25 protein-coding genes and 1 tRNA gene are annotated in these 25191 nt (G+C 58.6%); 13 read left to right on the forward strand and 13 right to left on the reverse strand.

The genetic code is table 11. The features are described 5' to 3' along the window. Nucleotides 1-27: 27 nt before the first annotated feature. Nucleotides 28-762: a 3'(2'),5'-bisphosphate nucleotidase CysQ gene (locus tag WFP06_RS12755; protein ID WP_336987537.1), complete on the forward strand. Its 735-nt coding sequence runs from the start codon at nucleotides 28-30 to the stop codon at nucleotides 760-762. A gap of 3 nt (nucleotides 763-765) precedes the next feature. Here the strand turns inward: WFP06_RS12755 and WFP06_RS12760 are convergent, their stop codons facing one another. From WFP06_RS12760 to pepN, 8 genes are all read right to left on the reverse strand, one after another. Further along, the gene (locus WFP06_RS12760) at nucleotides 766-1350 is read right to left on the reverse strand and encodes an OmpA family protein (RefSeq protein ID WP_336987538.1); all 585 of its coding nucleotides are present in this window, start codon (nucleotides 1348-1350) and stop codon (nucleotides 766-768) included. Nucleotides 1351-1364: 14 nt separating this feature from the next. Further along, nucleotides 1365-3224 (reverse strand): cation:proton antiporter, encoded by a 1860-nt coding sequence (locus WFP06_RS12765; protein WP_336987539.1) that lies wholly within the window; start codon nucleotides 3222-3224, stop codon nucleotides 1365-1367. A 123-nt stretch (nucleotides 3225-3347) separates the two neighbouring features. Beyond that, nucleotides 3348-3884, reverse strand: a complete 537-nt coding sequence (locus WFP06_RS12770) for an adenine phosphoribosyltransferase (RefSeq protein ID WP_336987540.1) — start codon at nucleotides 3882-3884, stop codon at nucleotides 3348-3350. A 28-nt stretch (nucleotides 3885-3912) separates the two neighbouring features. Continuing rightward, nucleotides 3913-4767, reverse strand: coding sequence for a cytochrome c1 (locus WFP06_RS12775; RefSeq protein ID WP_336987541.1), 855 nt, complete (start codon nucleotides 4765-4767; stop codon nucleotides 3913-3915). 24 nt (nucleotides 4768-4791) lie between these two features. Then, nucleotides 4792-6084, reverse strand: coding sequence for a cytochrome b (locus WFP06_RS12780; RefSeq protein WP_336987542.1), 1293 nt, complete (start codon nucleotides 6082-6084; stop codon nucleotides 4792-4794). 16 nt (nucleotides 6085-6100) lie between these two features. Continuing rightward, the gene (gene petA / locus WFP06_RS12785) at nucleotides 6101-6679 is read right to left on the reverse strand and encodes a ubiquinol-cytochrome c reductase iron-sulfur subunit (RefSeq protein ID WP_336987543.1); all 579 of its coding nucleotides are present in this window, start codon (nucleotides 6677-6679) and stop codon (nucleotides 6101-6103) included. Between the two features lie 212 nt (nucleotides 6680-6891). Further along, on the reverse strand, nucleotides 6892-7650 hold the full coding sequence (pgeF, locus tag WFP06_RS12790) for a peptidoglycan editing factor PgeF (RefSeq protein WP_336987544.1): 759 nt from the start codon (nucleotides 7648-7650) through the stop codon (nucleotides 6892-6894). After that, nucleotides 7643-10297 carry an aminopeptidase N gene (gene pepN / locus WFP06_RS12795; protein ID WP_336987545.1) on the reverse strand — a complete coding sequence of 885 codons (2655 nt, stop codon included), beginning with the start codon at nucleotides 10295-10297 and terminating at the stop codon, nucleotides 7643-7645. Before pepN ends, pgeF begins: the two co-directional genes overlap by 8 nt. 52 nt (nucleotides 10298-10349) lie before the next feature. Here pepN and WFP06_RS12800 point away from each other — a divergent pair, with 52 nt between their 5' ends. Further along, nucleotides 10350-11180 carry a Rossmann-fold NAD(P)-binding domain-containing protein gene (locus tag WFP06_RS12800; RefSeq protein ID WP_336987546.1) on the forward strand — a complete coding sequence of 277 codons (831 nt, stop codon included), beginning with the start codon at nucleotides 10350-10352 and terminating at the stop codon, nucleotides 11178-11180. Here the strand turns inward: WFP06_RS12800 and WFP06_RS12805 are convergent. Together WFP06_RS12805 and WFP06_RS12810 are read right to left on the reverse strand one after the other, a co-directional pair. Further along, on the reverse strand, nucleotides 11081-12016 hold the full coding sequence (locus WFP06_RS12805) for a DMT family transporter (RefSeq protein ID WP_336987547.1): 936 nt from the start codon (nucleotides 12014-12016) through the stop codon (nucleotides 11081-11083). The genes WFP06_RS12800 and WFP06_RS12805 overlap by 100 nt on opposite strands. Then, nucleotides 12013-13014 carry a threonine aldolase family protein gene (locus WFP06_RS12810; protein WP_336987548.1) on the reverse strand — a complete coding sequence of 334 codons (1002 nt, stop codon included), beginning with the start codon at nucleotides 13012-13014 and terminating at the stop codon, nucleotides 12013-12015. Before WFP06_RS12810 ends, WFP06_RS12805 begins: the two co-directional genes overlap by 4 nt. 51 nt (nucleotides 13015-13065) lie before the next feature. On the opposite strand from WFP06_RS12810, the gene WFP06_RS12815 reads away from it, so the two are divergent. Further along, nucleotides 13066-13368 carry a GNAT family N-acetyltransferase gene (locus tag WFP06_RS12815; protein WP_336987549.1) on the forward strand — a complete coding sequence of 101 codons (303 nt, stop codon included), beginning with the start codon at nucleotides 13066-13068 and terminating at the stop codon, nucleotides 13366-13368. Between the two features lie 139 nt (nucleotides 13369-13507). Here WFP06_RS12815 and WFP06_RS12820 read toward each other — a convergent pair whose 3' ends face one another. Both WFP06_RS12820 and WFP06_RS12825 read right to left on the reverse strand, forming a co-directional pair. Further along, the gene (locus WFP06_RS12820; RefSeq protein ID WP_336987550.1) at nucleotides 13508-14668 is read right to left on the reverse strand and encodes an acyl-CoA dehydrogenase family protein; all 1161 of its coding nucleotides are present in this window, start codon (nucleotides 14666-14668) and stop codon (nucleotides 13508-13510) included. A 63-nt stretch (nucleotides 14669-14731) separates the two neighbouring features. Next, nucleotides 14732-14806: transfer RNA gene (locus WFP06_RS12825), tRNA-Thr, on the reverse strand. 128 nt (nucleotides 14807-14934) lie between these two features. On the opposite strand from WFP06_RS12825, the gene WFP06_RS12830 reads away from it, so the two are divergent. The 10 genes from WFP06_RS12830 to WFP06_RS12875 are packed head-to-tail and all read left to right on the forward strand — an operon-like array spanning nucleotide 14935 to nucleotide 23725. Next, entirely contained in the window at nucleotides 14935-15081 is a 147-nt protein-coding gene (locus WFP06_RS12830; protein WP_336987551.1) for a hypothetical protein, read from the forward strand. Between the two features lie 36 nt (nucleotides 15082-15117). Further along, on the forward strand, nucleotides 15118-15804 hold the full coding sequence (gpmA, locus tag WFP06_RS12835; protein ID WP_336987552.1) for a 2,3-diphosphoglycerate-dependent phosphoglycerate mutase: 687 nt from the start codon (nucleotides 15118-15120) through the stop codon (nucleotides 15802-15804). A 2-nt stretch (nucleotides 15805-15806) separates the two neighbouring features. After that, nucleotides 15807-16292, forward strand: coding sequence for a 5-(carboxyamino)imidazole ribonucleotide mutase (purE, locus tag WFP06_RS12840; protein ID WP_336987553.1), 486 nt, complete (start codon nucleotides 15807-15809; stop codon nucleotides 16290-16292). Beyond that, nucleotides 16292-17350 carry a 5-(carboxyamino)imidazole ribonucleotide synthase gene (locus tag WFP06_RS12845; protein ID WP_336987554.1) on the forward strand — a complete coding sequence of 353 codons (1059 nt, stop codon included), beginning with the start codon at nucleotides 16292-16294 and terminating at the stop codon, nucleotides 17348-17350. The genes purE and WFP06_RS12845 overlap by 1 nt, the downstream gene beginning before the upstream one ends. Continuing rightward, nucleotides 17347-17832 carry a dihydrofolate reductase gene (locus tag WFP06_RS12850; protein ID WP_336987555.1) on the forward strand — a complete coding sequence of 162 codons (486 nt, stop codon included), beginning with the start codon at nucleotides 17347-17349 and terminating at the stop codon, nucleotides 17830-17832. The genes WFP06_RS12845 and WFP06_RS12850 overlap by 4 nt, the downstream gene beginning before the upstream one ends. Next, nucleotides 17829-18998 carry a dipeptidase gene (locus WFP06_RS12855; RefSeq protein ID WP_336987556.1) on the forward strand — a complete coding sequence of 390 codons (1170 nt, stop codon included), beginning with the start codon at nucleotides 17829-17831 and terminating at the stop codon, nucleotides 18996-18998. The genes WFP06_RS12850 and WFP06_RS12855 overlap by 4 nt, the downstream gene beginning before the upstream one ends. Beyond that, nucleotides 18995-19936 carry a bifunctional riboflavin kinase/FAD synthetase gene (locus WFP06_RS12860; protein WP_336987557.1) on the forward strand — a complete coding sequence of 314 codons (942 nt, stop codon included), beginning with the start codon at nucleotides 18995-18997 and terminating at the stop codon, nucleotides 19934-19936. The genes WFP06_RS12855 and WFP06_RS12860 overlap by 4 nt, the downstream gene beginning before the upstream one ends. Nucleotides 19937-19943: 7 nt before the next feature. Beyond that, entirely contained in the window at nucleotides 19944-22784 is a 2841-nt protein-coding gene (gene ileS, locus WFP06_RS12865) for an isoleucine--tRNA ligase (protein ID WP_336987558.1), read from the forward strand. Further along, complete coding sequence (gene lspA / locus WFP06_RS12870; RefSeq protein ID WP_336987559.1) at nucleotides 22781-23311, forward strand: signal peptidase II; 531 nt, start codon at nucleotides 22781-22783, stop codon at nucleotides 23309-23311. Before ileS ends, lspA begins: the two co-directional genes overlap by 4 nt. Before the next feature lie 3 nt (nucleotides 23312-23314). Then, the gene (locus WFP06_RS12875; RefSeq protein WP_336987560.1) at nucleotides 23315-23725 is read left to right on the forward strand and encodes a DUF3035 domain-containing protein; all 411 of its coding nucleotides are present in this window, start codon (nucleotides 23315-23317) and stop codon (nucleotides 23723-23725) included. On the opposite strand, the gene WFP06_RS12880 is transcribed toward WFP06_RS12875, so the two are convergent. Further along, entirely contained in the window at nucleotides 23722-25050 is a 1329-nt protein-coding gene (locus tag WFP06_RS12880) for a hemolysin family protein (protein WP_336987561.1), read from the reverse strand. The two genes, WFP06_RS12875 and WFP06_RS12880, sit on opposite strands and share 4 nt — an antisense overlap. Nucleotides 25051-25191 lie beyond the last annotated feature (141 nt).

Consider the following 25191-nt stretch of genomic DNA (forward strand, 5'->3'; position numbering starts at 1 on the left):
GCAGTGTCCGGCATGGAAAGAGCCCAAATGAACGACGCTGAACTCGCAGCCCATCTGGCGCTGACCGCCGGAAATATTTTGCTGAAGGTCCGTGACAGCGGCGTTTTCTCGGGCAAAGCGCTTGGCGTAGCCGGCGACGAAGTGGCAGATCGTTATCTGGTGAATGCACTGCGCGCGCAGCGGCCGCAAGACGGAATCCTCTGCGAAGAAAGCAAGGACACTCTCGGCAGATTAGGAAGTTCGCGTGTCTGGATCGTAGATCCGGTGGATGGGACACGCGAATATGGCGAAGGCAGAGATGATTGGGCCGTCCATGTGGGGCTAGCGGTAAACGGTGTTGCCGAGGTCGGAGCAGTCGCTCTGCCAGGCTTGAACGGCGGCGTGATATTGCGAAGCGACCGGCCGCAAAACTTACCGCCGGCGGCGGCCCTGCCGCGCATCGTGGTCAGCCGCACACGCCCCGCGCCAGAAGCCATGTCAGTTGCAGAGACGCTTGGCGGCGAAATTATCGCCATGGGCTCCGCCGGGGCGAAAGCGATGGCCATTGTCCGCGGTGAAGCGGAGATATATCTCCATTCCGGCGGCCAGCACGAATGGGACAGTTGCGCGCCCGTGGCAGTTGCAAGGGCGTACGGGCTGCATTGCTCACGGATCGACGGATCGCCGCTAAGCTATAACCGGAAAGATACCTACCTACCCGACTTGCTCATCTGCCGCCCCGAACTGGCCCGGCGAACACTCCGGCTTGTTTCCGAGATGTAAAATTCAGCCGCCAGGCGCCGGGCGGGACGGTGCCACCTTTGGCGCGTTGTCATCAATCGCTACCGTAATGTCGACCCTGCGATTGAGCGCGCGTCCCTTTTCGTTGGGACTGCCATCGGGCAGGGCGTTGGGCTGGACCGGGTTCTGCTCGCCGAAAGAAATTACGCGGATGCGGTCGTCAGCCACCCCGCGAGCGATCAACCAGTCACGAACGGCATCTGCGCGGGCTTGGGCCGCGCGCAGGTTTGCCGCATCCGTGCCGCCGGCATCACTATGTCCGCCCAGCACTACCGCCTTGCCCTTGGCGATTTGCTCGGAAGCCATGACCTTCCCCAACGCTTCAATCGCGGCGGAATCGAGAACGTCGCCGCCAGCGGGAAAGGTCACCGTTGTATTCAGCGGTTCCAGAATTTCAGGGATGCCTTTAATTTCCGCTTCAGGGGAAAAAATGGACGCAGTTGCCTGGGCTTCGGGCTCGTCAAGGACCGCGCCGGTCTCGTCTGTTTCAGGTTCGGTTTCACGTGGAGCGCGATCGCAGGCGCTCAACGACAGGCCGAGAATTGCTGCAATTACGATAGTTCGGGTCATGGATTTTCCTGTTTTCATGCCGGCTGTTCACCCATTTCGCTGCGTTTGCCTGCACGCTTTTCAGCGGCCTCTTCCGGAGTTTTGGTCCTGGGCGGCGAGAACGATATGATGGTGTCACCGGCGCGTGGTTCCGGGCGAACGGCATGCGTAAAGAACCGCATGGTCCCGGTGGCCCTCAAGATAAGCAGCATATTGGCCGAATGTGGCAGTTTCTCCTGAGCGTCTTCAAAATCGAATTCGTCTGACAAGGTCGTTTTGCGAAAAACCCAACCCTCGGCTTGCCGGTCATTCACATCACTCACACCAAAACCGGATTCGAACAGTGCACGGCCGCGAAGCGAAAGCGGCAGCGCGTGTTTGTCATTGTCATCACCCGCTTCGCCCAGTTGATAGACGGCATCGCGGCCGATTTCATGGGCAAATTCATTGCACACCAAAGCGTTGTACGCTTCATTATCGGTGGCTGCGACCAGCACCTGGAATGGCGCCAGATCGAGATTGTGTTCGGTTGCCTCGTTCAGGATTTCGCCGTGATAATAGGGAATTCCCTTGGCCCTGGCCTGGGCAAGCCGCTGCCAGCTGGCATCGACCACCATGACCGGCGTCTTCAACGCATGCATTTGTTCAGCCAGAGCGATGGCCCAAGGTGTGCTTCCGACTATCAGGAGGCCTGGACGGGTATTGCCTTTCACGCCCAGCCATTTCGCAACCAGATTGACGGTGAAGCCGTGGGCGATGATCGTCGCCACGACCACAGCAAAACTCAGCGCAATAAGCGCATTGCCATCGGCATAACCAAGTTCCGACAGACGCAATGCGAAAAGGCCTGAAATCGCAACCAGAACGATACCGCGCGGCGCGATCCAGGACAGGAACAGACGTTCATTCCACGGGATTGACGTACCCAGCAGGCTGATGAGAATTGTCGCCGGACGGACGATGAAAAGTAGCGCGAGCAGAAAGAGGCCGAAACGCCAGTTCAGATAGACAAGTTCTTCGACTTTGAGCGACGCTGATAGCAGGATAAATATCCCGGAAACCAGCAGGACGGCGATGTTCTGTTTGAAGGGATGAATACTGCGCAGACTGGAGACATTCATATTGGCCAGCGCGACGCCCATCACGGTCACCGCGACCAGTCCGGCCTCGTGCTCGATCAGGTTCGACACTACGAAGACGCCGATAACCATGGTCAACAACACAGGGACTTTGAGATATTCGGGCACTGCACCGCGCGGGAACGACCAGGCAATAAACTTGGCGGCTGCATAGCCGATCAGGCCCGCGATAATGGCGGCAAATATCATCGGCGGGACTACTTCGAATACCGATGCGCCCGGATTTTCCGCTAATTTACGAAAATACTCATATGCAATGACAGCACATAGCGCGCCGGTAGGGTCATTGACGATTGCCTCCCACTTGAGGATCGCGGCCGGCCTTGTTTGAACGGAGGACTGGCGCAGCAGCGGTATGACGACCGTCGGGCCTGTAACTACCAGAATTCCGCCGAACAGGACGGCAACCTCAAATTGTACCTTTGCAATATAGACAAGCGCAGCCGTGCCGAACGCCCACCCCAAAAGCACGCCAATCGTAGCAAGCCTCAGGACTGCGGAACCGGCATGGCGTAATTCACGAAGATCAAGGCTCAGCCCGCCTTCGAACAATATCAATGCAACGCCGATCGCCACCATAGGCTCAAGCAAGTCGCCAAAAGCGAGATCGGGATCAATCAGACCGAAAACAGGACCGGCAAGGAACCCTGCCGCAAGCATCAGGACGATGGCGGGCCAGCCCGTACGCCAAGCCACCCACTGTGCGCCGATCCCCAGCAGGCCCACGAATGCAATTACAAGTGCTTGTTCTTCCATGCTGCTCCCGATTGGCAATTGCTATATCTCACTGCCAATGTGCCGTTAGTGGCCGCCAGTCGAAACCGTCAGCCGCGAGACCTGATTAGTGGCGGTTTCGCAACTTGCTGACAAGCAATCAAATTAATTCCCGGCGAAACTCATCAGCGAATCTACTGCAAGACCGGCGCCGCGTAGCTTGTCCGCACCGCCTAGATCTGGGAGATCGATTACAAATAATGCCACATCAAGATTGGCCCCGGCCTGCCTTAACAAAGCCGCCGCAGCCAGCGCAGTCCCTCCGGTCGCGATCAAGTCATCGATGATCACGACTTTTGCGCCTGACGGCACGGCCGCGGGGTCGATTTCCAGCCGGTCGGCGCCGTATTCGAGGGCGTAATCCACGCCGATGGTCTGAACCGGAAGTTTGCCGGGTTTGCGGACCGGGATAAAGCCCTTACCCATATGGGCCGCAACTGCAGCCCCGAAGATAAACCCGCGAGCCTCCATTCCGGCAATCAGATCGACGCCTGACTGCCCCGCCCGCTCCGCAAGATGCGCCACGCATGATGCCAGGCCTTCACCATCAGAAATTAACGTCGTAATATCTCTGAACTGTATCCCCGGCTCCGGGAAATCGGGTACCGTGCGCACCAATTGACGCAGCCGGCCGACCGGCATCCTTCCCGCTGGCGAAAAACCGATCTCGTCAGTCCTCGCGCTTGGCGGGCTTTACCGACGACCAGACCTGCTTCTTGGCAAAATAGGCCAAGACAGTGGCAAACAGCAGAAAGCCGAGGAACCAGAACCCGGTTTGCTTGCGTTTCACCAGCGTTGGCTCGGCAGTCCAGGTCAGGAAGGCAGAAACATCTTTCGACATCTGGTCAACCGTCGCGTCCGTTCCGTCAGCATAAGAAACCTGGCCCGCCGTCGTTATCGGTGGCGCCATCGCCAAATTGAGGTTCGCGAAATAGGGATTGTAATGCAGCCCGGGACCAGTTTTGGAATCGGGGAATTCCGCGAGCAGTTTTGCGGGTTGGCCCTGATAGCCTGTCAGTAATGAATACACATAGGCCGAACCGTCATGACGCGCCTTGGTAATCAGCGAAAGATCAGGCGGGATCGCGTTGTTGTTCGCCGCAGCAGCAGCGACATTGTTTGGATATGGCGACGGAAAATAATCGGTCGGCAGACCGGGACGCGTGGTTGCCTCGCCAGTATTTGGATCGATTCCCGGAACTTGCCAATTGGCGGCTTCAGCCTTCACTTCATCTTCATTATAGCCAAGCTCCGACAAATTGCGGAACGCCACGAATTTCATGGAGTGGCAGGCCGAGCAAACTTCCTTGTAAACCTGATAGCCGCGCTGCAACTGGTTCAAGTCCCATTTTCCGAACACACCATCACTGGCGAGATGCAGGTCCTTGGGATATTTGTGAAACGCGTGCTCTGCCGTTTCTTCGCCGAGCCCTTCGGTCGCGGCGGTATATGCGCCGGTTGCAAAAGCCCACAGCGCCGCAACGGCGAAAAACAAACCAGTGAAGATTCCGATTAGGCGGATCATATCAGTAGCTCTCTTTCAACGCGCTCAGGTCGCAGGCGTGGCGTTTTCGCCAAGCACTGCTTTCTTGTCCGAATTCAGTACCGCTTCGGTAATGGAATACGGCAGCGGATCAGGCCGCTCGACCATCGACACGATCGGTATGATCACAAGGAAGTGGAGGAAGTAATACGCCGTAGCCAACTGGCTGAACATGACGAATGGTTCTTCTGCCGGAGCCCCGCCGAGGTAGAACAACGCGGCCATATCGACCATCAGGATCCAGAAAAATATCTTGAACAGCGGACGGTAGTGGCCCGAACGCACCGGTGATTTGTCCAACCATGGCAGGATGAACCAGATCAGGATCGCGCTGAACATCGCAAGGACGCCCATCAGCTTTGCCGGAATGAAAAAGAAATCCGCAGTAAAAGCGCGCAAAATGGCGTAGAACGGCCAGAAATACCATTCCGGCACAATGTGCGCAGGTGTCGAAAGCGGGTTCGCTTCGATGTAGTTATCGGGATGGCCGAGATAGTTCGGCAGGAAGAACACCATCGAAAAATAAAGGATCAGGAATACGCCCAGTCCGAAGCCGTCTTTCGCCGTATAATAGGGATGGAACGGCACCGTATCGCTTTCGGTTTTGATTTCGACCCCGGTCGGGTTCGAAGAACCGGGAATGTGCAGCGCCCAGATATGTAGAATGATGACGCCCGCAGTCACGAATGGCAGTAGGAAGTGCAAGCTGAAGAAGCGGTTCAGCGCAGCGTTATCCGGCGCGTATCCGCCCAGCAACCATACCTGCAGAGGTTCGCCGACAATCGGAATGGCTCCGAACAGCCCGGTGATCACCTTCGCCCCCCAGAAGCTCATCTGGCCCCACGGAAGCACGTAGCCCATGAATGCGGTCGCCATCAGCAGCAGAAAGATCACAACGCCCAGCAGCCAGATCATCTCGCGCGGCGCCTTGTAAGAGCTGTAGAAAAAGCCCCTGAAAATATGCAGGTAGATCACCAGAAAGAAGAAACTGGCGCCATTGGCGTGCGCGTAACGCATCAGCCAGCCCCAGTTTACATCACGCATGATGTGTTCGGTGGTAGCAAATGCAACTTCGGCATTTGCGGCATAATGCATCGCAAGGATGATGCCGGTAATAATCTGGAGCACCAGACAGAAACCGGCAAGAACGCCGAAATTCCACATGTAATTAAGATTGCGCGGAACCGGATAACCGGCACCAACCGCATTATGGACGAGGCGCGGAAGCGGCAGCTTCTCGTCGAAGAAACGCATGACGCCGCTAGTCGGCGTATATTGCTTGGCCCAGGGGAAGCTCATAATATCGTCTCTTTCCTCAGCCGACCTTCACGACGGTGTCGGAGGTGAATTCATATTCCGGCACTTCAAGATTTGTCGGTGCCGGACCTTTACGGATACGGCCGGCCGTATCGTAATGCGAGCCGTGGCAAGGGCAGAAATAACCGCCAAACTCACCCTTGATTTCGCCCTCGGCGGCACCCAGCGGCACACAGCCCAGATGAGTGCACACACCCATCGTAATCAGCATGTCGCCATGCCCCTCTTTCGTGCGGTCTGCCAAGGACTCAGGCTCGCGCAGCGACGAGACATTGACAGCATTCGCTTCTTCAACTTCGCGCGCCGTCAACCGCCGAATGAAAAGAGGTTGTTTGCGAAATACGGCCTTGATTGCCTGGCCGGCCTGAATCGAACTGACATCGATTTCGGTGCTGCTCTCGGCCAGCACATCTGCCGACGGCGCCATCTGGCTGATCAACGGAAACAATGTTGCCACACCGCCAACCCCGGCCGCCGACATCGCTGCAATGTTAATGAAATCGCGCCGACGCACACCGTCGCCCTCACCGTGATCGGCGACTGGTTCGGTACCCGCAGGGGTGGTCGTTTCTGCCATCAGCCTTGCCTTCGATCGGGCCGCCAATATGGCAGACCGGTTGGAATTTACGTCCGGAAACGCGGTCAGGAAATTGCCCCGCTCGCGACAAGCAGCCAGTTACGCGTTCGTAAATAACTATTGCCGGTTTGGTCGGGCTACTAGTCACAAATGAGCGGGCTGCCAACCGTGTTTTTCGGGTGATTAAGCAATCAGGGTTGCGTTCGCTGCAACTAACGCCCCAAGCCGATTACCGAGATTTGCCGGCCATAAGTCGGCGCTCCGCGATGGGTCGCACGGCGATAGGAATAAAAGCGTTCCGGGTCGGCATAGGTATCGGCGCCCAATGCATGAATATTGTCGATGCCAGCCAATCGCAGGCGCGACGCTACGTAACCCTCGAGATCGAACTGCTGATGGCCGTGCTTTCCCGCTCCAAAAAACTGCCCTTCCTCATTTGTGAACTGCGCGCGAAATGCGTCATCGACCTCATAGCTGGCTTGCGCGATGCAGGGGCCGATAGCGGCACAAATACGATTCCTCTGAGCACCTGACGAAATCATTGCCTCGGCAGTATTTTCCACAATCCCGGCGTGCGCGCCTTTCCAGCCGGCATGAGCAGCACCGATTATCCCGGCCGACTGGTCATACAAAAGCACCGGTGCACAATCGGCTGTTACAATACCCAGCAAAATTCCCGGCCTGTTTGTCACCAGAGCATCGACGCGCGGCCGTGAGGTTAAATCGAAAGCTCCGCCAACGACCGCCACATCGGCCGAATGGACCTGATACGGCATAACCAGATCGGCGCCCGGCATAACGCAGTCCGACACGATTTTGCGATTGCGCGTAACTGCATCGGGGTCATCGCCCGCACCCAGCCCGGCGTTGAGCCCAGCAACTTCGCCTTTTGACACACCGCCCGCCCGGCCGAAAAAGCCATGCGCGGTCCCCGCCAGCACGGGCGAGCGGATGATCTCCGGTTCAGCCAAGACTTCGCGTGACCTGCTCGAACGTATCCCGCGATAGCCTGTCGGACGCGGCGATGCGTTCAAGCTGCGTCTTCATGATCGCCGAGCGGCCGGGCTCGAATTTTCGCCATTTACCCAGCGCCGGCACAAACCGCGCCGCAGTCTGCGGATTGATCGGATCAAGCGACAGAATGACATCGGCAATCAGCTCATATCCAGCCCCATCGGACCCGTGATAGGCCTGCGGATTGCCCGCGAATGCCATATACAGCGAGCGGACACGGTTGGGGTTCTTCATTGTGAAGTCCGGATGCTCTGCCAGCGCTTTTACATGTGACAATGCATCAGGGTGCAAAGAAGATGCCTGCAGGGCAAACCACTTGTCGATAGCCAGCGCGTTTCCGTCATACCGCTTGTGAAAGGCTGCAAGTGCTGCATCCCTCTGCGGCTGGTCCAACCCGCAAAGCACCATCAAGGCACCTTGGCGGTCAGTCATATTGTCCGAATTGTCGAACTGCTGTTTGGCCATCGCCGCCCCGCGCGCCGGATCGGCGGACGATAAATATACCAAAGCCTGGGTTTTCAACTTGCGCGCACCGCGCGAGGCAGGCTCCAAACTATAAGGTATGGAAGAACCACGCTCGTGCATTGCCGCAAGCCGGTCCGCAAATTTCGCACCGAGCCATGCTTTGAGGTCTTCCCGCTCGTGGTGGATGGCGGCCGGATCGGCAGGTGTTGACTGTTCGGCGATATATGTCTCGCTTGGCAGGATCATCAGTTCGCCGCGCATTTCATCATCAAGCGCATTGTCGCCAAGAATGGCGCCAAACGCCTTGCCTATCGACGCACTGGCCGAGCTCCGCTCCGCTTCCGGGAGTTTGCCGCTGGCAGCCGTAACAAGATAACCGACAACCAGATCCTGCATTGCCTCATAGCGGGCAAAAGGATCGTCATCATGTGCAGCCAGAAAAACAAGATCCTCCTGCGGGATGTCACGCACGATCGTGACGGGTGCGGAGAAGCCGCGGTTCACCGAAACAATCGGCGGCTGTTTGAACCCTTCGAAATTCCAACCCTTCTGCTGCTGGTCGAGGACGATCAGCTGCTCCCCAGTATGCTTACCCGTCTCGCGATCGAACAGCGCGATCTTGAGCGGAATCGGCATCGGCGCCTTTTCCGGTTGGCCTGGTGTCGCGGGCACCTCCTGCTTAAGGGCCAATAGCGTCTTGTCGCCTGAATGAATCAGTGAAACGTCCACCTTCGGCGTTCCGGCTTGACTGTACCAACGCCTGAATTGTTTCAGGTCGAGACCAGCACCGTCTTCGATCGCGGTGACAAAATCCTCACAAGTCGCTGCCTCGCCATCATGCCTTTCGAAATAGAGGTCGCATCCTTTGCGAAAAGCGTCCGCGCCGGCCAACGTGCGCATCATCCGGATCACTTCGGCACCTTTGTTATAAATCGTCGAAGTGTAAAAGTTCGAGATTTCGCGGAAGCTGTCGGGCCGGATCGGATGCGCCAGCGGGCCACTATCTTCCGGGAACTGGACTGACCGCAAAATTCGCACATCTTCGATGCGTTTTACCGGCTCGCTACCCATATCCTGACTGAACAGCTGATCGCGAAGAACGGTAAAGCCCTCTTTCAGAGAAAGCTGGAACCAGTCGCGGCAAGTCACCCGGTTGCCCGACCAATTATGAAAGTACTCATGCGCCACCACACCTTCGACAGCGTCAAAATCGCCGTCGGTCGCGGTGTCAGGGTCCGCCAGAATATACTTCGTGTTGAAGATATTCAGCCCTTTGTTTTCCATCGCGCCCATGTTGAAATCACTGACTGCAACAATATTGAACAGGTCCAGATCATATTCCCGGCCAAAGGTTTCCTCGTCCCATTTCATCGAACGGATCAGCGAATCCATCGCATGCTGAGTCCGGTCCTGGTCACCGTCGCGGACCCAGATGTTCAGCTCGACATTTCGGCCGCTCATGGTGGTAAAATTGTCCGAATTGGCGATCAGATCACCGGCGACCAGAGCAAATAGGTACGACGGCTTGGGCCACGGATCATGCCACTCCGCCCAATGCGTTCCGGCCTCGCCTTCGCCGCTTGCCACATTGTTGCCATTGGCGAGCAATACGGGATATTTCTCTTTAGGTCCGGTCATTTTGACGGTGTAAACTGACAGCACATCCGGCCGATCAGGGAAGAAAGTAATTCGCCTGAACCCTTCAGCCTCACACTGTGTGCACAGCATTCCGCCCGACGCAAACAGGCCCATGAGCTGGGTGTTTTCTGCGGGATTGATATGGGTTTCGATTGCTATTTCATGGCTGGTTCCAGGCAGACTGATGAGCAGATTGTCCCCATCCATCGCCCAGCTTGTGGATGCCGCGCCATCGACCATCACAGCAATCGGCTTCACCCCGTCTCCGTTCAGCAACATCACCGGGTCCGCCGCCGTGTCGGGGTTCTGCTTGACGGTAAGCGTCGATACCACCCGCGTTTCGGTCTCGTCGAGCGAGAAGTCGAGCGAAACTGCGGGGATCAGCCACGCAGGCGGCTTGTAATTTTTGCGGAATATCTCGGGCGGCTGGTGCGGTGTGTGGGCGGCATCAGCCATTTCAGGGTTGCCGGGAGGGCCGGCGGGGTTGGTCGAAATATCCATAACAGGTGATTTAGGTCCTTTGCGTGAAGCGTCTAGGGGGTACAACGCAGCGATGGCTCATATGTTCATCTTTGGTTTGGGATACACCGCGCAGCGATTGGCAGACGCCCTGAAAGCCAGGGATTGGACGGTCGATGCTACCGGCAGTGCCGGCAATGTGGAATTTTCGGATGAGGCTGCTGTCACCTGCGCGCTTGCCAATGCCAGCCACGTTCTGTCGTCGGTTCCACCGTCCGATGGCGCGGACCCGGTGCTGACAAGATATGGCAGTCAGCTCGGATGCGGTTGGCTTGGCTATCTCAGTTCTACCGGAGTTTACGGCGACGCCGACGGGGCGTGGGTTGACGAAAACTCGCCTACCGGCACCGGCCGCCGGACAGCGCGCGCAGCGGCTGATTTCGACTGGCTCGAATTGGGGTCCCGCGTGTTCCGCCTGCCGGGAATCTATGGGCCCGGACGAAGCGCCCTTGACCGGGTCACCGAAGGCCGGGCAAACCGCATCGATATGCCGGGGCAGGTTTTCAGCCGGGTCCATGTCGATGACATCGTGAGCGGAGTGATTGCCGGTCTCGAGGCAGAGGCAGGCGCATACAATCTGTCGGACGATTTGCCCGCCAGCCAAAACGCCGTGATCGAGGAGGCCTGCCGCCTGACGGGCACTGATATGCCGCCGTTGCTTACGCTGGAAGAAGCCAATCTGTCACCCATGGCGCGCGGATTTTATGCGGAAAATCGCCGGGTTGCCAACGGGAAGGCCAAGCGTGTGCTCGGCTGGAAACCTGCTTATCCCGACTTCACCACCGGGCTTCGCGCTCTCAAAGCGATAACCATTCCCGCAAGCGACAAGACCGACCCCAGCGCGGCCAGAGGCGTCCAGACATAACCTTCGAACAGGGTGGATAGCACCATGGCGACGATTACAACGACCACCCCGTTATATGCTGCGCGGCCTGCGCCGATTTCGCGAACCAGATTGTAATAGAGCGGGAAAGTTACGACCGATCCGAACAGTGCAAGATAGGTCACCCCGGCACCATACTCCCACCGCATGTCGAAGGTCGGCGCACCGGCCGTTGTCCAGGCCAGAGCCGCATCAGCCATCGTTCCGTACAGCATCGACCACGCCAGCAGACTGGCGAGCGGCAGTTTCTTGCCCGTTTCGCCGGCCTGGATCACATTGGCAATCGATGCGGACAGAATGCCTCCGATCGTGAGCAGGATGCCTGCACCAATAGCGCCTGCGACAGGCGTGATCCTTGCTTCGTGGACCAGCAACATCGCAATGCCGCACAGCGCGACCAGACTACCCGCAAAGAAGCGCGCTGTTATTGGCTGGCCCAGCAGCAACCGACCAAAGATGGCGTTGGGCACCATCAGAAGGCCGAACATTACCGCAACAATGCCGGATGTCAGATAAATCTCCGCCCGATAGACAAAATTGAAATTCCCGCAGAACTGCGCAAGCCCGACGGCTATCGCGAGCATTTGCCCCTGCCTCCCAAGCGCGAGCGAATGTCCGCGCAGCCTGGCAAAAATGAACATCGCTGTAGTTGCAATGATGAAGCGGTATGTAATCGACCAGCTTGGCGCGATGTCCGAAATCTGGTCTTTGATGACCAGCCACGTCGAACCCCAGATCAGAGCAACCAGAAAGAACGGGATGACTATCCGGGGGCGCAGCAAACTATGCGGTGCTGGTGCCGCGGCTTCCAGGTTCATAAGCTGGCGATGGCTTTGGCAAGTTTGCCCACAGACGCCTCGTCGCTGTTCCACGCGGTCACAAAGCGCGCGGCGCCGTCACCCCAATCGTAGAAGCCGAAACCCTGTTTTTTCAGCACCAACCGTTCTGCGGCCGTGCAGCGCAGAAAAATCTCGTTCGCCTCTACCGGATGCATAAGGCGGTCTTTGGCCGAAGCGACAATCTGCTGCGCGGCGGCATTGGCGTGGCGCGCATTCTCTAGCCACAGATCGTTTTTGAGCATGGCCATCAATTGTGCTGCCAGAAACCGGCCTTTGGATTGTAAATGGCCGGCACGCTTACGCCGATAGAATGCCGTCGCCGCCAGTTCCTGGTCGAAAAACACGATTGCCTCCGCGCTCATGCCGCCGTTTTTCACGCAGCCGAATGATAGCGCGTCAACGCCGCCAGCGCAGCTTGCCTCAGCTGGCGAACACCCCAGAAACGCCACCGCATTGCCGAAACGCGCGCCGTCCATATGCAATTTGTATCCGCGAGCGCACGCGAGTTCGCCAATAGCGGCAACTTCGGCGGGGCGGTATGCGCGGCCCCATTCGCTGGCCTGCGTGATCGAGATTGCGTGCGGTTGCACCTGATGCACATCATCACGGATCGGATCGGCCACTGCAGCAATGGTTGCAGGCGTTAGCTTTGCCCCTTCGCCCTGGGCCAGCATCAATTTTGCCCCATGCAGATAAAAACCCGGAGCACCTGCCTCATCCATTTCGATATGCGCCTCGCGGTGACAGATTACACCCCCGTGCGGCGGCACCATTGTGCCAAGCGCCAGGCAATTCGCCGCTGTGCCGGTCGCGACCCACAGCACAGTGCATTCGCGGCCGAATACCTCGCCAAATTCCGCATCAAGCGAACGTGAGATAACGTCACCGTCATAAGGCGTGTCAGGGGTATCTGCAGCGCGCAAGGCATCCCAAACATTGGGATGAACTGCTGCCTGATTGTCCGAAAGAAATTGCATCGGAACGCCATGGCCCTGCCGTCCGTTCATCGCAAGAAGGAGAATTCCGAAATGGCCGATGTAACGATTGCACGCGAAAACGATGGCACCAGCGGAAAATACACCGCCAGAGTTGCCGGAGCGGGCGAAACGGGCAAGCTGACATGGAAAACCCGCGGGAATTCCCGGGTTGCCGATCACACCATCGTTCCACCCTCGATTGGCGGCCAGGGCATAGCTCTGGAACTGGTCAAGGCGCTGGTCGCAGACGCAAAGGCTGAAGGCTTCAAGATCGTCCCGCAATGCAGCTATGTAGCTGCACAATTCAAACGTCATCCTGAATGGGCGGAACTTCGCGCCGAGCCGGCTGATTGAGACGATGCGCCGAACTAAGTGTTTATTTCGGAATGATATTTCTGTTTCGCGGCCGCTAAAATAGACACGCCTATGCCACCATTAGATACTGGCGGCAACTCCCCTCCCGACCTATACGTCCGGGCGGGGCCGAGCCTTTTTAGCCGCGCTGGTTAAACCTGCGGCCCACCAGAGATGCGGCGATATTGGTTTTTTGGACATCAGTCGTTCCGCCCGCGATACCCCATGCAAAACCGTCACGAACACGCTGTTCCATCGGGTATTCCTTTGAATAGCCGTATCCGCCCATCAGTTGCATCCCGTTTGCGGTGACTTCACGGACCATTTCGTTGGAATAACATTTGGCAACCGAGCTTTCGTAAACACCCGGCAGGCCATCGCCCGCCGAGACAGCGGCACGGTGGATCAGCAGGCGCGCGGCCTCCACCTGCATGGCCATTTCAGCCAGCTTGATCTGCACGCCCTGAAAATCGGCAATCGGTTTGCCGAAAGCCTCGCGCTCCTGTGTATATTGCACAACATCTTCCAGCGCAGCCGCCGCAATCCCCAGCCCCATGGTGGCGTTACCGCACCGCTCCAGCCCGAACGCAGTCATCAGGCGTCCAAAACCGCCTTTTTCCATGATCAGATTGGCTTTCGGCACCCGCACTTGGTCAAGGAAGATATCCGCCGATGGTATGCCGCGAAAGCCCATCATTTCTTCCGGCTTGCCAAAGCTGACACCGGGCCGCGTTTTCTCGACCATCACCGCGCCGATGCCATTTGCGCCCTGGACGCCGTCGAACCGGCAATAGGTGATGTAATAATCCGAGTGCCCTGCGCCCGAGGTCCAGCGTTTCTGCCCGCTGATGACGATTTCATCGCCGTCGAAGCTGGCAGTGGTGGCAAGGTCGGTCAGCGCCGTGCCGGCATTGGGCTCCGACATGGAAACCGCCACGATCTTTTCGCCCCGGATGACTTGCGGAATGATTTCGGCCTTCAGCTCATCGGAAGCGAAGTGCTGGACAGTGCGAACCGGGCCGGTCAGTGCTTCGAACACCGGAAACGCCGCCGCCACGGAGATTTTTGCAAATTCCTCCAAGACGAGCAGCGCCTCGAGATGGCCAAGACCCAAACCGCCGTATTTCTCCGGCAGGTTCACGCCTAGAAAGCCCATTTCGCCGTACCGGCGCAGCATCTCGTGAGGCACCGGTATATCCTTTGCCTCCAGCTCGCGGGCGAGTTCCGGCAATTCGGCCCGGGCAAATTTGCGGGCGGCATCCTGCAGCTCTTGCTGCTGCTCTGTCAGATTGAAATCCATACTCGGCAACCTAGCTGCAAAACCGCGCAACGTAAGTGCATTTAATGGCACATTCGAGGGAAATGGTGCCACGAGAGAGAATCGAACTCTCGACCTCACCCTTACCAAGGGTGCGCTCTACCACTGAGCTACCGCGGCACACCTGTCCGGTGCGAAATTTCGCAGAATTGCCGGGCCGACAAATGGCCGTCCGCAACAGGGGCGCGCTATTGGCTGCATGATCCCTCCTTGTCAAGCAATGCGCGGTGCTGCATCGGCTGCGGATAATGCCCGATGACAAACAAGAATTGACCCGCGAAGAACGTCTCGCTGCAAAACTGCGCGAAAATCTGCGCCGCCGGAAATCGCAAGCGCGGGACATGGAGAGCGACAAGAGCAAAGACAATCTAGCCAAAGACGCTTCCGAAAGCTAACGGACGGCGCTCTGTATTGCCCGGGAGCGACACACTTTGCCAACCTTGATCCTAGTTCGCCACGGCCAGAGCCAATGGAATCTGGAAAATCGTTTCACCGGCTGGTGGGATGTCGATCTGACCGAACAGGGTATCGAGGAAGCGATAGCGGCCGGCGAATTGCTGGCGGCCAAAGATATCATGCCGACACGCGCCTTCACCTCGCTCCAGCTTCGCGCGATCAAGACGCTTCATCTGGCGCTCGAATCGGCCGGGCGTTTGTGGATCCCCGAAACCAAGGATTGGCGGTTGAACGAACGCCATTACGGCGGTCTAACCGGTCTCGACAAGCAGGAAACGCGTAACAAACACGGCGACGAACAAGTGCAAATCTGGCGCCGCAGTTATGATGTACCGCCGCCTGAAATGGAGCCGGGCCATGATTATGACATGCGCGATGATCCGCGTTATGCCGGGATCGACATTCCCGCGACCGAAAGCCTGAAACTGACAATCGAGCGCGTACTGCCTTACTTCAAGACCGAAATCATGCCGGTATTGGCCAGCGGAGAGACGGTGATTATCTCGGCCCACGGCAATAGCCTGAGGGCGCTGGTGAAACATCTGTCGAATATCTCCGACGAAGAAATTACCGGGCTCGAAATTCCGACCGGCCAGCCGATTGTGTATGATTTTGGCGATGATATGGTGCCGGGCGAACGTTATTATCTGAAGGACAGCTAATTATGTCTGGGGGCAAAATAGCCATCGTGATGGGTAGCCAGTCCGACTGGCCGACGATGAAGCACACTGCGGATGTGCTGGGCGAACTGGGTGTCGAGCACGAAGCGCGGATTATCTCGGCCCACCGCACGCCCGGCCGCATGGTGGCTTTTGCCGAAGGTGCCGAAGGCGAAGGCTTCGACGTTATTATCGCAGGCGCGGGCGGTGCCGCGCATTTGCCCGGCATGATAGCTGCCATGACGCACCTCCCGGTGCTGGGCGTTCCGGTCCGGTCGAAAGCGTTGTCCGGCCTCGATAGTTTGCTGTCCATTGTCCAGATGCCTGCCGGCGTTCCCACCGGCACGCTGGCAATCGGCGAGGCCGGGGCAACCAATGCAGGACTGCTCGCCGCAGCGATTATTGCCCTGCATGATGACGGGCTGCGGCAGCGGCTGCAAGATTGGCGGCAAGCGCGCAGCGATGCTGTTGCGCAGCGACCGGCGGACTGATGATTCCTCCCGGCAGTACCATCGGCATTCTTGGCGGCGGCCAGCTGGGCCGGATGCTGGCGATTGCCGCCGCGCAAATGGGCTACCGCTGTCACATCTATGCGCCTGAACAGACCAGCGTGGCTGCTGAAGTCAGTGCGGAGTTTACCTGCGCGGGGTGGTATGACCATCAGGCGATGGCGCGTTTCGTCGCCGCTTGCGATGTGGTGACTTATGAATTCGAGAACGTCCCGGTGGAACCGCTGGCGCATATTCCGGACAACAAACTTCATCCGCATCCGCGCGCGCTTGAAACAGCGCAGGACAGGGTTGCGGAAAAGCAATTCGTCTCCGCCTTGGGCGGCAATCCGGCCCCCTATGCGCCCGTGCCAAAGCCGGGTGATCTGGTTGCGGCGGTTGCAGAGATCGGCACGCCCGGTATCCTCAAAACCTGCCGAGACGGATATGACGGCAAAGGACAATGGCGGATCGATGCCGATACTGATCTGACCACGCTCGATTTGCCCGATGCGCCACTGGTCTATGAAGGGTTTGTCAATTTCGCCGCTGAATTTTCGGTTATTCTTGTTCGCGCAGCGGACGGCGATATCCGCTTTTACGAAAGTGCCGAAAACGTCCATGAGGGCGGGATATTGGCGCTGTCGAGCCTACCCGCCTCGGCGATGATCGGCAGTCAGGTCTCCGCCGCACGAAAACTCGCCGCAGCCATTGCCGCGAAGCTTGAATATATCGGCGTGTTGACGTGCGAATTTTTCGCTACCTCTGCCGGACCGGTCTTCAATGAAATGGCTCCCCGGGTACACAATTCGGGGCACTGGACGATCGAGGGCGCGGCCACCAGCCAGTTCGCCAACCATATTCGGGCAATCTGCGGCTTGGCGCTGGGTGCGACTGACACTGTCGGGGCCAAAACCCGGATGCTCAATCTGATCGGCGACAAGGCCGATGCGGCGCAGGAGTTGTTGGCGGACCCGCTCACCCATGTGCACCTTTACGGCAAACGCGAAGCGCGCGAGGGGCGCAAGATGGGCCATGCCACGCGGATCGAAATGAAATGAAAGCAAAGCCGTTCATGGTCGTTGCCCGCGCGCAAAACGGGGTAATCGGGCGGGATGGCAAGCTGCCGTGGCACCTGCCTGCCGATCTGAAACATTTCAAAGCACTCACTATCGGCAAGCCGATGATCATGGGCCGTACCACGTTCGAAAGCCTCCCCGGACTGCTACCCGGCCGCCGCCATATTGTGCTGACCACCAATCACAGCTGGTCTGCCGAGGGTGCGGAAGTTGCCTACACCGCCGACGAAGCCCTGGAAAAGGCGGGCAGCGGCGAGATCGCCATAATCGGCGGCGCGCAGATCTATGCGCTGTTTCTGAATTCGGCCGAGCGGATCGAACTCACTGAAGTTTTGATCGAAGCGGATGGTGACACCTATTTACCCGCTTTCGGTCCGGAATGGCATGAAACGGCACGCGAAGCATTCGCCGCGCGGGATGACCGGCCAGCCTATGCCTTCGTCACACTGGAGCGCAGACCATGAAAAAATTCCTCATCGCAATGCTCGTGCTGATAGCGATTGCGGCGATCGGCTTTTTCGGATTTGCTCCGGCTTATATTGACCGCAACATGAATGCGCTGGACGGCAAGCCGCTGCCCGAAATCACTGCCAAAGCGCAAGCTCTGCATAAGACGCTGACCATCGTCGATCTGCATTCCGACAGCCTGCTGTGGAAACGCGATGTGCTGGCCGCGAATGACTATGGCCATATGGACCTGCCGCGCCTGCGGCAGGGCAATGTCGCGCTGCAAGTGTTTTCCAGCGTCACGAAAACCCCGACCGACCAGAATTACGATAATAACAGCGCGGATGGCGATAACATCACGCCGCTGGTCATCGGCCAATTGCAGCCGCTGCGGACATGGAACTCGCTGCTCGAACGCTCGCTATACCATTCGCAAAAGCTTGACCGCGCGATTGGCAAAAACAGCGACGGCTTGATCAAAATGGAAACCGCCAATGATGTTGGCGGGCTGCTGGGCCGCCGCGCCGTAAAAGGGCCGCGCAGCATCGGTGCGATTCTCTCGGTCGAAGGGCTTCATAATCTAGAAGGCAATCCGGATAATCTGGACAGGCTTTATGACGCCGGGTTCCGCATGGCCAGCCTGACACATTTTTTCGATAATGAACTGGGCGGGTCGATGCACGGCGAAAGCAAAGGCGGGCTGACTGCTATGGGCCGCGATGTCGTGCAGCGGATGGAAGCCAAAGGCATGATCGTGGATATCGCGCATCTCAGCCACAAGGGTGTGGCCGAGGTGCTGGCTATGGCCAAGCGGCCGGTTGTCTCCAGCCATGGCGGCGTGCAGGCAACCTGCGACGTCAATCGCAACCTGAGTGATGAGGAAATCCGCGGCCTGGCAGCCACAGGCGGTATAATCGGCGTCGGTTATTGGGAAGGCGCGGTGTGCGACACTTCGCCCGCGGCAATCGTAAAAGCGATGAAACATATCCGCGATCTGGTCGGCATTGAACACGTCGCGCTGGGTAGCGATTATGACGGCACGATCACCGCGCGCTTCGACACCAGCGGTTTGGTCCATGTGACACAGGCGTTGATGACTGCAGGCTTCACCGAAGAAGAAATCCGCGCCGTGATGGGCGGCAATGCCGTGCGTGTCCTGACCGAGGGCCTCAAACCGCGATGATCCGCCTCGATCACCGTCAACCTGTGCCGGAGCCGTTACGCGGGGCAATTGTTGCGCTGGGCAATTTTGACGGGTTTCATCTGGGCCATCAGGCGGTTGTGCGCGAAACGGTGGAATGGGCCCGCGCCGAAGGCCGCCCTGCGATCATCGCTACATTCGATCCGCATCCGGTGCGCCATTTCGCACCCGATGTGCCGCCATTCCGCCTGACTTCGCTGGACCAGCGGCAAGAGCTTTTTGGTAAAACCGGTGCAGCCGCAATGCTGGTGTTTCATTTCGGCGAAGAGCTTGCCAGCACCACGGCCGAGGACTTCATCGGCGAACTTCTGGCGAAGCGAATCGGCGCAGCGGGCGTCGTCACAGGCGAGGATTTCACTTTTGGCAAAGCGCGCGGCGGCAACCGCGATGTGTTGCGCGATGTCGGTAGGCTGCATGGCATCGAGGCGCGGGCGATCGGGCCGGTAAATGCAAACGAGGAAGTCATCTCCTCCAGCCGCATCCGCGAGGCGCTGAAAAACGGCGATCCGCAGGAGGCCGCGCGCCTGCTTACCCGCCCCTTCACCATTCGCGGCATCGTGCAGCACGGGGACAAGGTCGGGCGCACCATCGGCTATCCCACCGCGAATATCGCGCTGGAGCATTATCAGCGCCCCAGATACGGTATTTACGCCGTCACCGCAGAGATAATGGATACGGGCGAGAAGCTGCAAGGCGCGGCCAATGTCGGCATCCGGCCGACTTTCGATCCGCCCAAGGAGTTGCTGGAACCCTATTTCTTCGACTTTGAAGGCGACCTTTATGGCCGCGAGATCGAGGTGGCCTTTTGGCACTTTATCCGCCCCGAGGCGAAGTTCGACAACCTTGATGATTTGGTCGCCCGGATGGAGCGGGATTGCGACGAAGCAAGAAGGCTTCTAAGCGGCCCCCAAGATATCTAGGGCACATATGACCGACGACAGCACAAAGCGGGATTACAAGGACACGGTTTTCCTGCCGAAAACCGAGTTTCCGATGAAGGCCGGGCTTCCGCAGAAGGAACCGGGCATTCTGGCGCGCTGGCAAGCGGCGGATCAGTATCAGAAATTGCGCGAGGCGCGCGAAGGCCGCGAGAAGTTCATCCTCCACGACGGCCCGCCCTACGCCAATGGCGACATGCATATCGGCCATGCGCTGAACCATGTGCTCAAAGACACGGTTGTCCGCACGCAGAGCCTGCTGGGCAAGGATGCGCCTTATGTGCCGGGCTGGGATTGCCACGGCCTGCCGATCGAATGGAAGGTGGAGGAACTCTACCGCAAGAAGAAGAAAGACAAGAAGGACGTCCCGGCAAAGGAATTCCGCGCCGAATGCCGCGCCTATGCGCAAGGCTGGGTCGATGTGCAGCGCGAACAGCTGAAACGCCTCGGCATCGGCGGACGGTGGGACAAACCCTATCTGACCATGCGGCCCGAAGCCGAAGGGCAGATCGTGGCCGAGCTGATGAAATTCGCCGAGAGCGGCCAGCTCTATCGCGGGTCCAAGCCGGTGATGTGGTCGCCGGTCGAGGAGACGGCACTGGCGGAGGCCGAGGTCGAATATGAAGACCTGACCGACAGCCCGCAGATCGATGTGGCGTTCGAGATTGTCGAATCGCCGATTGCGGAATTGGTCGGCGCTCATGCGGTAATCTGGACGACGACGCCGTGGACGATTCCGGTGAACCAGGCTTTGGCTTATGGACCGGATTTCCCATACGTCGTATTTGAGCAGCAATCTGGCGAGCAAGCTGGAAGGCGATTCTTAATTGCTGCTGTTCAATATGAGGCGTTTTGCGAACGGACCGATTTAGGGCATTTGCCGCTCGATCCAAGCGAAACTGCCGAAGGGATTCTTCGTAGCTACTCAGGCTCCGAACTAGCCGGAACCATCGTTCGCCACCCGATGCACCATCTCGGCGGGTTCTACGCCAAGCCGCGCCCGATGCTGCCCGGCGAATTTGTTACCACCGACAGCGGCACCGGCATCGTCCATATGGCTCCCGATCACGGCGAGGACGATTTCGAGCTGTGCAAGGCTAATGGCATTGATCCGGTTTTCGCTGTCGAGCGCGACGGGCGATACCGCGACGACTGGTTGTGGCTGGGCGGCGATGATGACCGGCGACGCAGTGTCATCAACAAGCCCTTCAACGCGCCTGACGGACCGATCTGCAACGATCTGCGCGAGGCGGGCGCGCTGCTTTCCGCCAGTGCTGACTACAAGCACAGCTATCCGCATTCATGGCGCAGCAAAGCCAAGCTGATTTATCGCTGCACCCCGCAATGGTTCATCGGCATGGACGAGAAGCTTTCGAGCGATGCTACCTTGCGTGAAACCGCAATGCAGGCCATCGCCGATACGCGCTTCATTCCTGAAAAGGGCCGTAATCGCCTGCGCTCTATGGTCGAGGGCCGCCCGGACTGGCTGATCAGCCGCCAGCGCGCATGGGGTGTGCCGATTGCGCTGTTTGTCCACCGTGAGACGGGCCAGCTATTGGTCGATCGCGCGGTGAACAACCGGATCGTCGCTGCTATTACAGCCGAAGGGGTGGATGCTTGGGATGAAGCCCGCGCCGCAGAGCTTCTTGGGCCGGATCGCGACCCTGAAGATTACGAGATGATCGCCGATATTCTCGACGTGTGGTTTGACAGCGGCTGCACCCATGCATTCGTGCTCGAATCGGATGAGTGGCCCGAACTGCAATCGCCGGCGGACCTCTATCTGGAAGGCAGCGACCAGCATCGCGGCTGGTTCCAATCGTCGCTGCTCGAAAGCTGCGGGACGCGCGGCCGGGCGCCTTACAAGGCTGTTCTGACACACGGGTTCACGATGGATCCCAAGGGCATGAAGATGTCGAAAAGTCTGGGCAATACTGTCGATCCGCTAAAAGTGATGGAACAGTACGGCGCGGACATCATCCGGCTGTGGGCGCTATCGGTCGATTACACCGAAGACCACCGGATCGGCGATGAAATCCTCAAGGGTGTGGGTGACAGTTACCGGAAATTACGCAATACTTTCCGTTACATGCTGGGCGGTCTGAGTGATTTTGACGAGGCCGAGCGGGTTGCGGTGGCCGATATGCCCGAGCTGGAACGCTACGTGCTGGCGCTGCTGGGGCAGCTCGATGCGAAGCTGCGCCGCGCGGTGGACGATGTCGATTTCAACATCTACACCCGTTCACTGATCGACTTCATGAACGAAGACCTTTCGGCGTTCTTCTTCGATATCCGCAAGGACCGGCTCTATTGCGATGCCCCGGGTGATCTCGATCGCCGCGCCTATCGCACCGTGATGCACATATTGTTCGAGGCACTCGTGCGCTATGCCGCGCCGGTGATGGTCTTTACCGCCGAGGAAATCTGGCAAACCCGCTATCCTGACGGCGAGAGTGTGCATTTCCTCGAATGGCCGGATGTTCCGGCGGCAGACGCCGATGCTTCACGCTGGAATGCGCTGCGCGACCTGCGCGAGAAAGTGATGGAAGCCATCGAACCCCTGCGCCGCGACAAAATCATCCGCTCGGGCCTCGAGGCTGAAGTTACCGTTCCCCAAAACGCCGTCCCCGAAGGTTTCAGCGATGCCGATTTGGCCGAGCTGTTCATCACCGCGTCAGTCACGCGCGCGCAGGTGGACGGGGTGAATATCGCGCGGACATCCTATGACAAATGCGGTCGCTGCTGGCGGCTGCTCCCCGAAGTGGCGGACGATGGCGCGCTGTGCGATCGCTGCGATGATGTTGTTACCAGACTGGATGCCGCAGCATGACCACGCTTTTCAACAAAGGCCGGCTGATCGGCCTGGCAATTGCCATCCTGATTTTCGTGCTTGACCAGTTTATCAAATATTATGTCACCGGCCCGCTCGGTCTGAACCAGTTAGGCGACACGAAAGAGCTGATCCCGTTCTTCGATCTGACGTTTGCGCAAAATTTCGGCGTTTCGCTTGGCATGTTCGAAGCCACTTCAACCGAAATGCGCTGGGCGCTGGTGGCGGTCACCAGTCTGATTGCGCTGGTCGTGTTCGTGTGGATCATGCGCGAGAAGGCCTTGGGAGACATTATCGGCCTGTCGCTCATCCTTGGCGGCGCGCTGGGCAATATCCGCGACCGCTTCAATCTGGGCTATGTCGTCGATTATGCCGATCTGCATATCGGCACATTCCGGCCCTTCCTGATTTTCAACCTTGCCGATGCTGCTATAACCATCGGCGTATTGATCATCCTTGCGCGCGCGTTCTTCCTGCGCGACAAGGATGCCGACGAAATGGCCGCCGAGCCGGCTACGGAGAATTAAACCATGCGCAAGACCACCACATTCGCTCTATTAGCTGCCTCAGCCGCCATGTTGGCGGGTTGCGGTGGCGGCGGCATTCTCAACCGTGACCGGCCCGATGAATTTGCCGTACAGCGTCAGGCGCCGCTGGTTATCCCGCCCGATTTCACACTGACCCCGCCAGCGCCCGGTGCCCCGCGCCCGGCCGAAGGTTCCGCGAGCGAGCAGGCACTGGATGTGTTGTTCGGCGGTCCGGCCCCGCGCAGTGCGGTGGAAACCAGCGCGCTGGACCGCGCCGGTCCGGCAATGCCCGGTATTCGCAGTGCAGTGGGTGATCCTGCGACCAACACGGTCGCCAAGGGCCGGATAACGCAAGATATCGTGTCCGCTCCCGAAGGTGACGGACAGGTCGCGCAGGCTGTAATCCCGGGCTAGGTTTGCGCGGCTTCGGCAGCCATTACCGCTGCCGGGTCTTGCGAAACCAGTAATTTGTCGATCTTGCGCCCGTCGAGGTCAAGCACTTCGAACTTCCAGCCCTGATCCAGGAAAACCTCGCCCTCTGCGGGCAGTTTCTTGAGCACCCACAGCACATAGCCTGCGGCTGTCGCAAATTCGCGGTCGTCGGGCAGATCCAGATCGAGCATTTCGGCAAGCTGGTCTGCGGGCAAAGACCCGGCCACCAGCAATGTGCCGTCGGCGCGCTCGATCACGTGCGGAACATCGCCTTCGTCCTGATCGCTGGCGAAACTGCCGACCAGCGCGCTGAGCAGATCGACCGGTGTGACGATGCCTTCCAGATGACCGTATTCATCGTGCACCATGGCCATCGCGACATCGGACTGCTGCAGACTGCGTAGCGCGTCCATCGCATCGATCTGGTCGGGCATGATTTCCGGCTTGCGCATCATGGCAGCCAGATCGACATCGCGGCCCGCCAGCATCACTGCCTGAACTTCGCGGACCTTTACCACGCCCAGCACCTTGTCGCTGGATCCATCCACCACGGGCAACAGCGAATGCGGGCTGGCGTCGATTGCAGCGCGAATGCCCGCATCGTCAGCACCCGCATCGATAAAATCAAGCTCTGTACGCGGTGTCATGACTTCGCGCACAGGCCTGTCGGCCAACCGCATGACGCCGGTGATGATCGCGCGGTCTTCCTCCTCGATCACACCGGTGCGGGTGGCTTCGGCAAAAATCATGTGCAATTCTTCGGCATTGATCGCGCCCTGCCCGCTGCTGCGCACGCCAAGCAAACGGACCAGCAGACTGGAGCTTTTATCCAACACCCAGACAACCGGCGCGGCCACCCGCGCGATGAATGCCATCGGCTTGGCCATAATCAGCGCAATCGGTATCGCCAGCCGCAATGCCACCTGTTTGGGCACCAGTTCGCCAACCACGAGGCTGAAATAGGTCGTCAGCACAATCACCAAAGCAAACCCGGCATCGGGCGCGGCATCGGGCGACACACCAAGCAATTCCAGCCGCTCACCCACCGGCCCGCCAAGCGTGGACCCCGAATAAGCGCCCGCGATGATGCCCACCAGCGTAATGCCGATCTGCACGGTGGAAAGGAATTTTCCCGGGTCGGCGGCAAGCGCGATTGCGGTGCTGGCGGAACTGCTGCCTTCCTCCACCTTGGCCTTCAATTTGGCTGTCCGGGCGGAAACGATGGCGAGTTCCGACATGGCAAACACACCGTTGAGCACGATCAACCCGGCGATGATAAGCAAGTCTGTCCAAGGAAATGGGTTCACGCCCGCGGCGCTAACACATCATCGCGCTGGCGCGAAGCCATCAGTTTTAACGTTGCAAGCGCGGAACTGGAACGGCGCAGGACCGTTATCGAGCCACGGGCTATGGTGCACGCCCCGCGCCTAAAAAGAATCCGTTCTCTA

Source organism: Altererythrobacter aquiaggeris (assembly GCF_037154015.1).
GTDB classification, from domain to species: domain Bacteria; phylum Pseudomonadota; class Alphaproteobacteria; order Sphingomonadales; family Sphingomonadaceae; genus Aestuarierythrobacter; species Aestuarierythrobacter aquiaggeris.

Excerpts from the sequence above, each read along its gene's own strand:
- purE (WP_336987553.1), top strand. The coding sequence starts at position 15,807 with ATGTCTGGGGGCAAAATAGCCATCGTGATGGGTAGCCAGTCCGACTGG.
- WFP06_RS12760 (WP_336987538.1), bottom strand. The coding sequence starts at position 1,350 with ATGACCCGAACTATCGTAATTGCAGCAATTCTCGGCCTGTCGTTGAGC.
- WFP06_RS12800 (WP_336987546.1), top strand. The coding sequence starts at position 10,350 with ATGGCTCATATGTTCATCTTTGGTTTGGGATACACCGCGCAGCGATTG.
- WFP06_RS12830 (WP_336987551.1), top strand. The coding sequence starts at position 14,935 with ATGCCCGATGACAAACAAGAATTGACCCGCGAAGAACGTCTCGCTGCA.
- lspA (WP_336987559.1), top strand. The coding sequence starts at position 22,781 with ATGACCACGCTTTTCAACAAAGGCCGGCTGATCGGCCTGGCAATTGCC.
- WFP06_RS12815 (WP_336987549.1), top strand. The coding sequence starts at position 13,066 with ATGGCCGATGTAACGATTGCACGCGAAAACGATGGCACCAGCGGAAAA.
- ileS (WP_336987558.1), top strand. The coding sequence starts at position 19,944 with ATGACCGACGACAGCACAAAGCGGGATTACAAGGACACGGTTTTCCTG.
- WFP06_RS12855 (WP_336987556.1), top strand. The coding sequence starts at position 17,829 with ATGAAAAAATTCCTCATCGCAATGCTCGTGCTGATAGCGATTGCGGCG.
- WFP06_RS12770 (WP_336987540.1), bottom strand. The coding sequence starts at position 3,884 with ATGCCGGTCGGCCGGCTGCGTCAATTGGTGCGCACGGTACCCGATTTC.
- WFP06_RS12860 (WP_336987557.1), top strand. The coding sequence starts at position 18,995 with ATGATCCGCCTCGATCACCGTCAACCTGTGCCGGAGCCGTTACGCGGG.
- petA (WP_336987543.1), bottom strand. The coding sequence starts at position 6,679 with ATGGCAGAAACGACCACCCCTGCGGGTACCGAACCAGTCGCCGATCAC.
- WFP06_RS12845 (WP_336987554.1), top strand. The coding sequence starts at position 16,292 with ATGATTCCTCCCGGCAGTACCATCGGCATTCTTGGCGGCGGCCAGCTG.
- WFP06_RS12775 (WP_336987541.1), bottom strand. The coding sequence starts at position 4,767 with ATGATCCGCCTAATCGGAATCTTCACTGGTTTGTTTTTCGCCGTTGCG.
- WFP06_RS12755 (WP_336987537.1), top strand. The coding sequence starts at position 28 with ATGAACGACGCTGAACTCGCAGCCCATCTGGCGCTGACCGCCGGAAAT.
- WFP06_RS12805 (WP_336987547.1), bottom strand. The coding sequence starts at position 12,016 with ATGAACCTGGAAGCCGCGGCACCAGCACCGCATAGTTTGCTGCGCCCC.
- WFP06_RS12810 (WP_336987548.1), bottom strand. The coding sequence starts at position 13,014 with ATGCAATTTCTTTCGGACAATCAGGCAGCAGTTCATCCCAATGTTTGG.
- WFP06_RS12850 (WP_336987555.1), top strand. The coding sequence starts at position 17,347 with ATGAAAGCAAAGCCGTTCATGGTCGTTGCCCGCGCGCAAAACGGGGTA.
- WFP06_RS12820 (WP_336987550.1), bottom strand. The coding sequence starts at position 14,668 with ATGGATTTCAATCTGACAGAGCAGCAGCAAGAGCTGCAGGATGCCGCC.
- WFP06_RS12765 (WP_336987539.1), bottom strand. The coding sequence starts at position 3,224 with ATGGAAGAACAAGCACTTGTAATTGCATTCGTGGGCCTGCTGGGGATC.
- pepN (WP_336987545.1), bottom strand. The coding sequence starts at position 10,297 with ATGGATATTTCGACCAACCCCGCCGGCCCTCCCGGCAACCCTGAAATG.
- WFP06_RS12780 (WP_336987542.1), bottom strand. The coding sequence starts at position 6,084 with ATGAGCTTCCCCTGGGCCAAGCAATATACGCCGACTAGCGGCGTCATG.
- WFP06_RS12875 (WP_336987560.1), top strand. The coding sequence starts at position 23,315 with ATGCGCAAGACCACCACATTCGCTCTATTAGCTGCCTCAGCCGCCATG.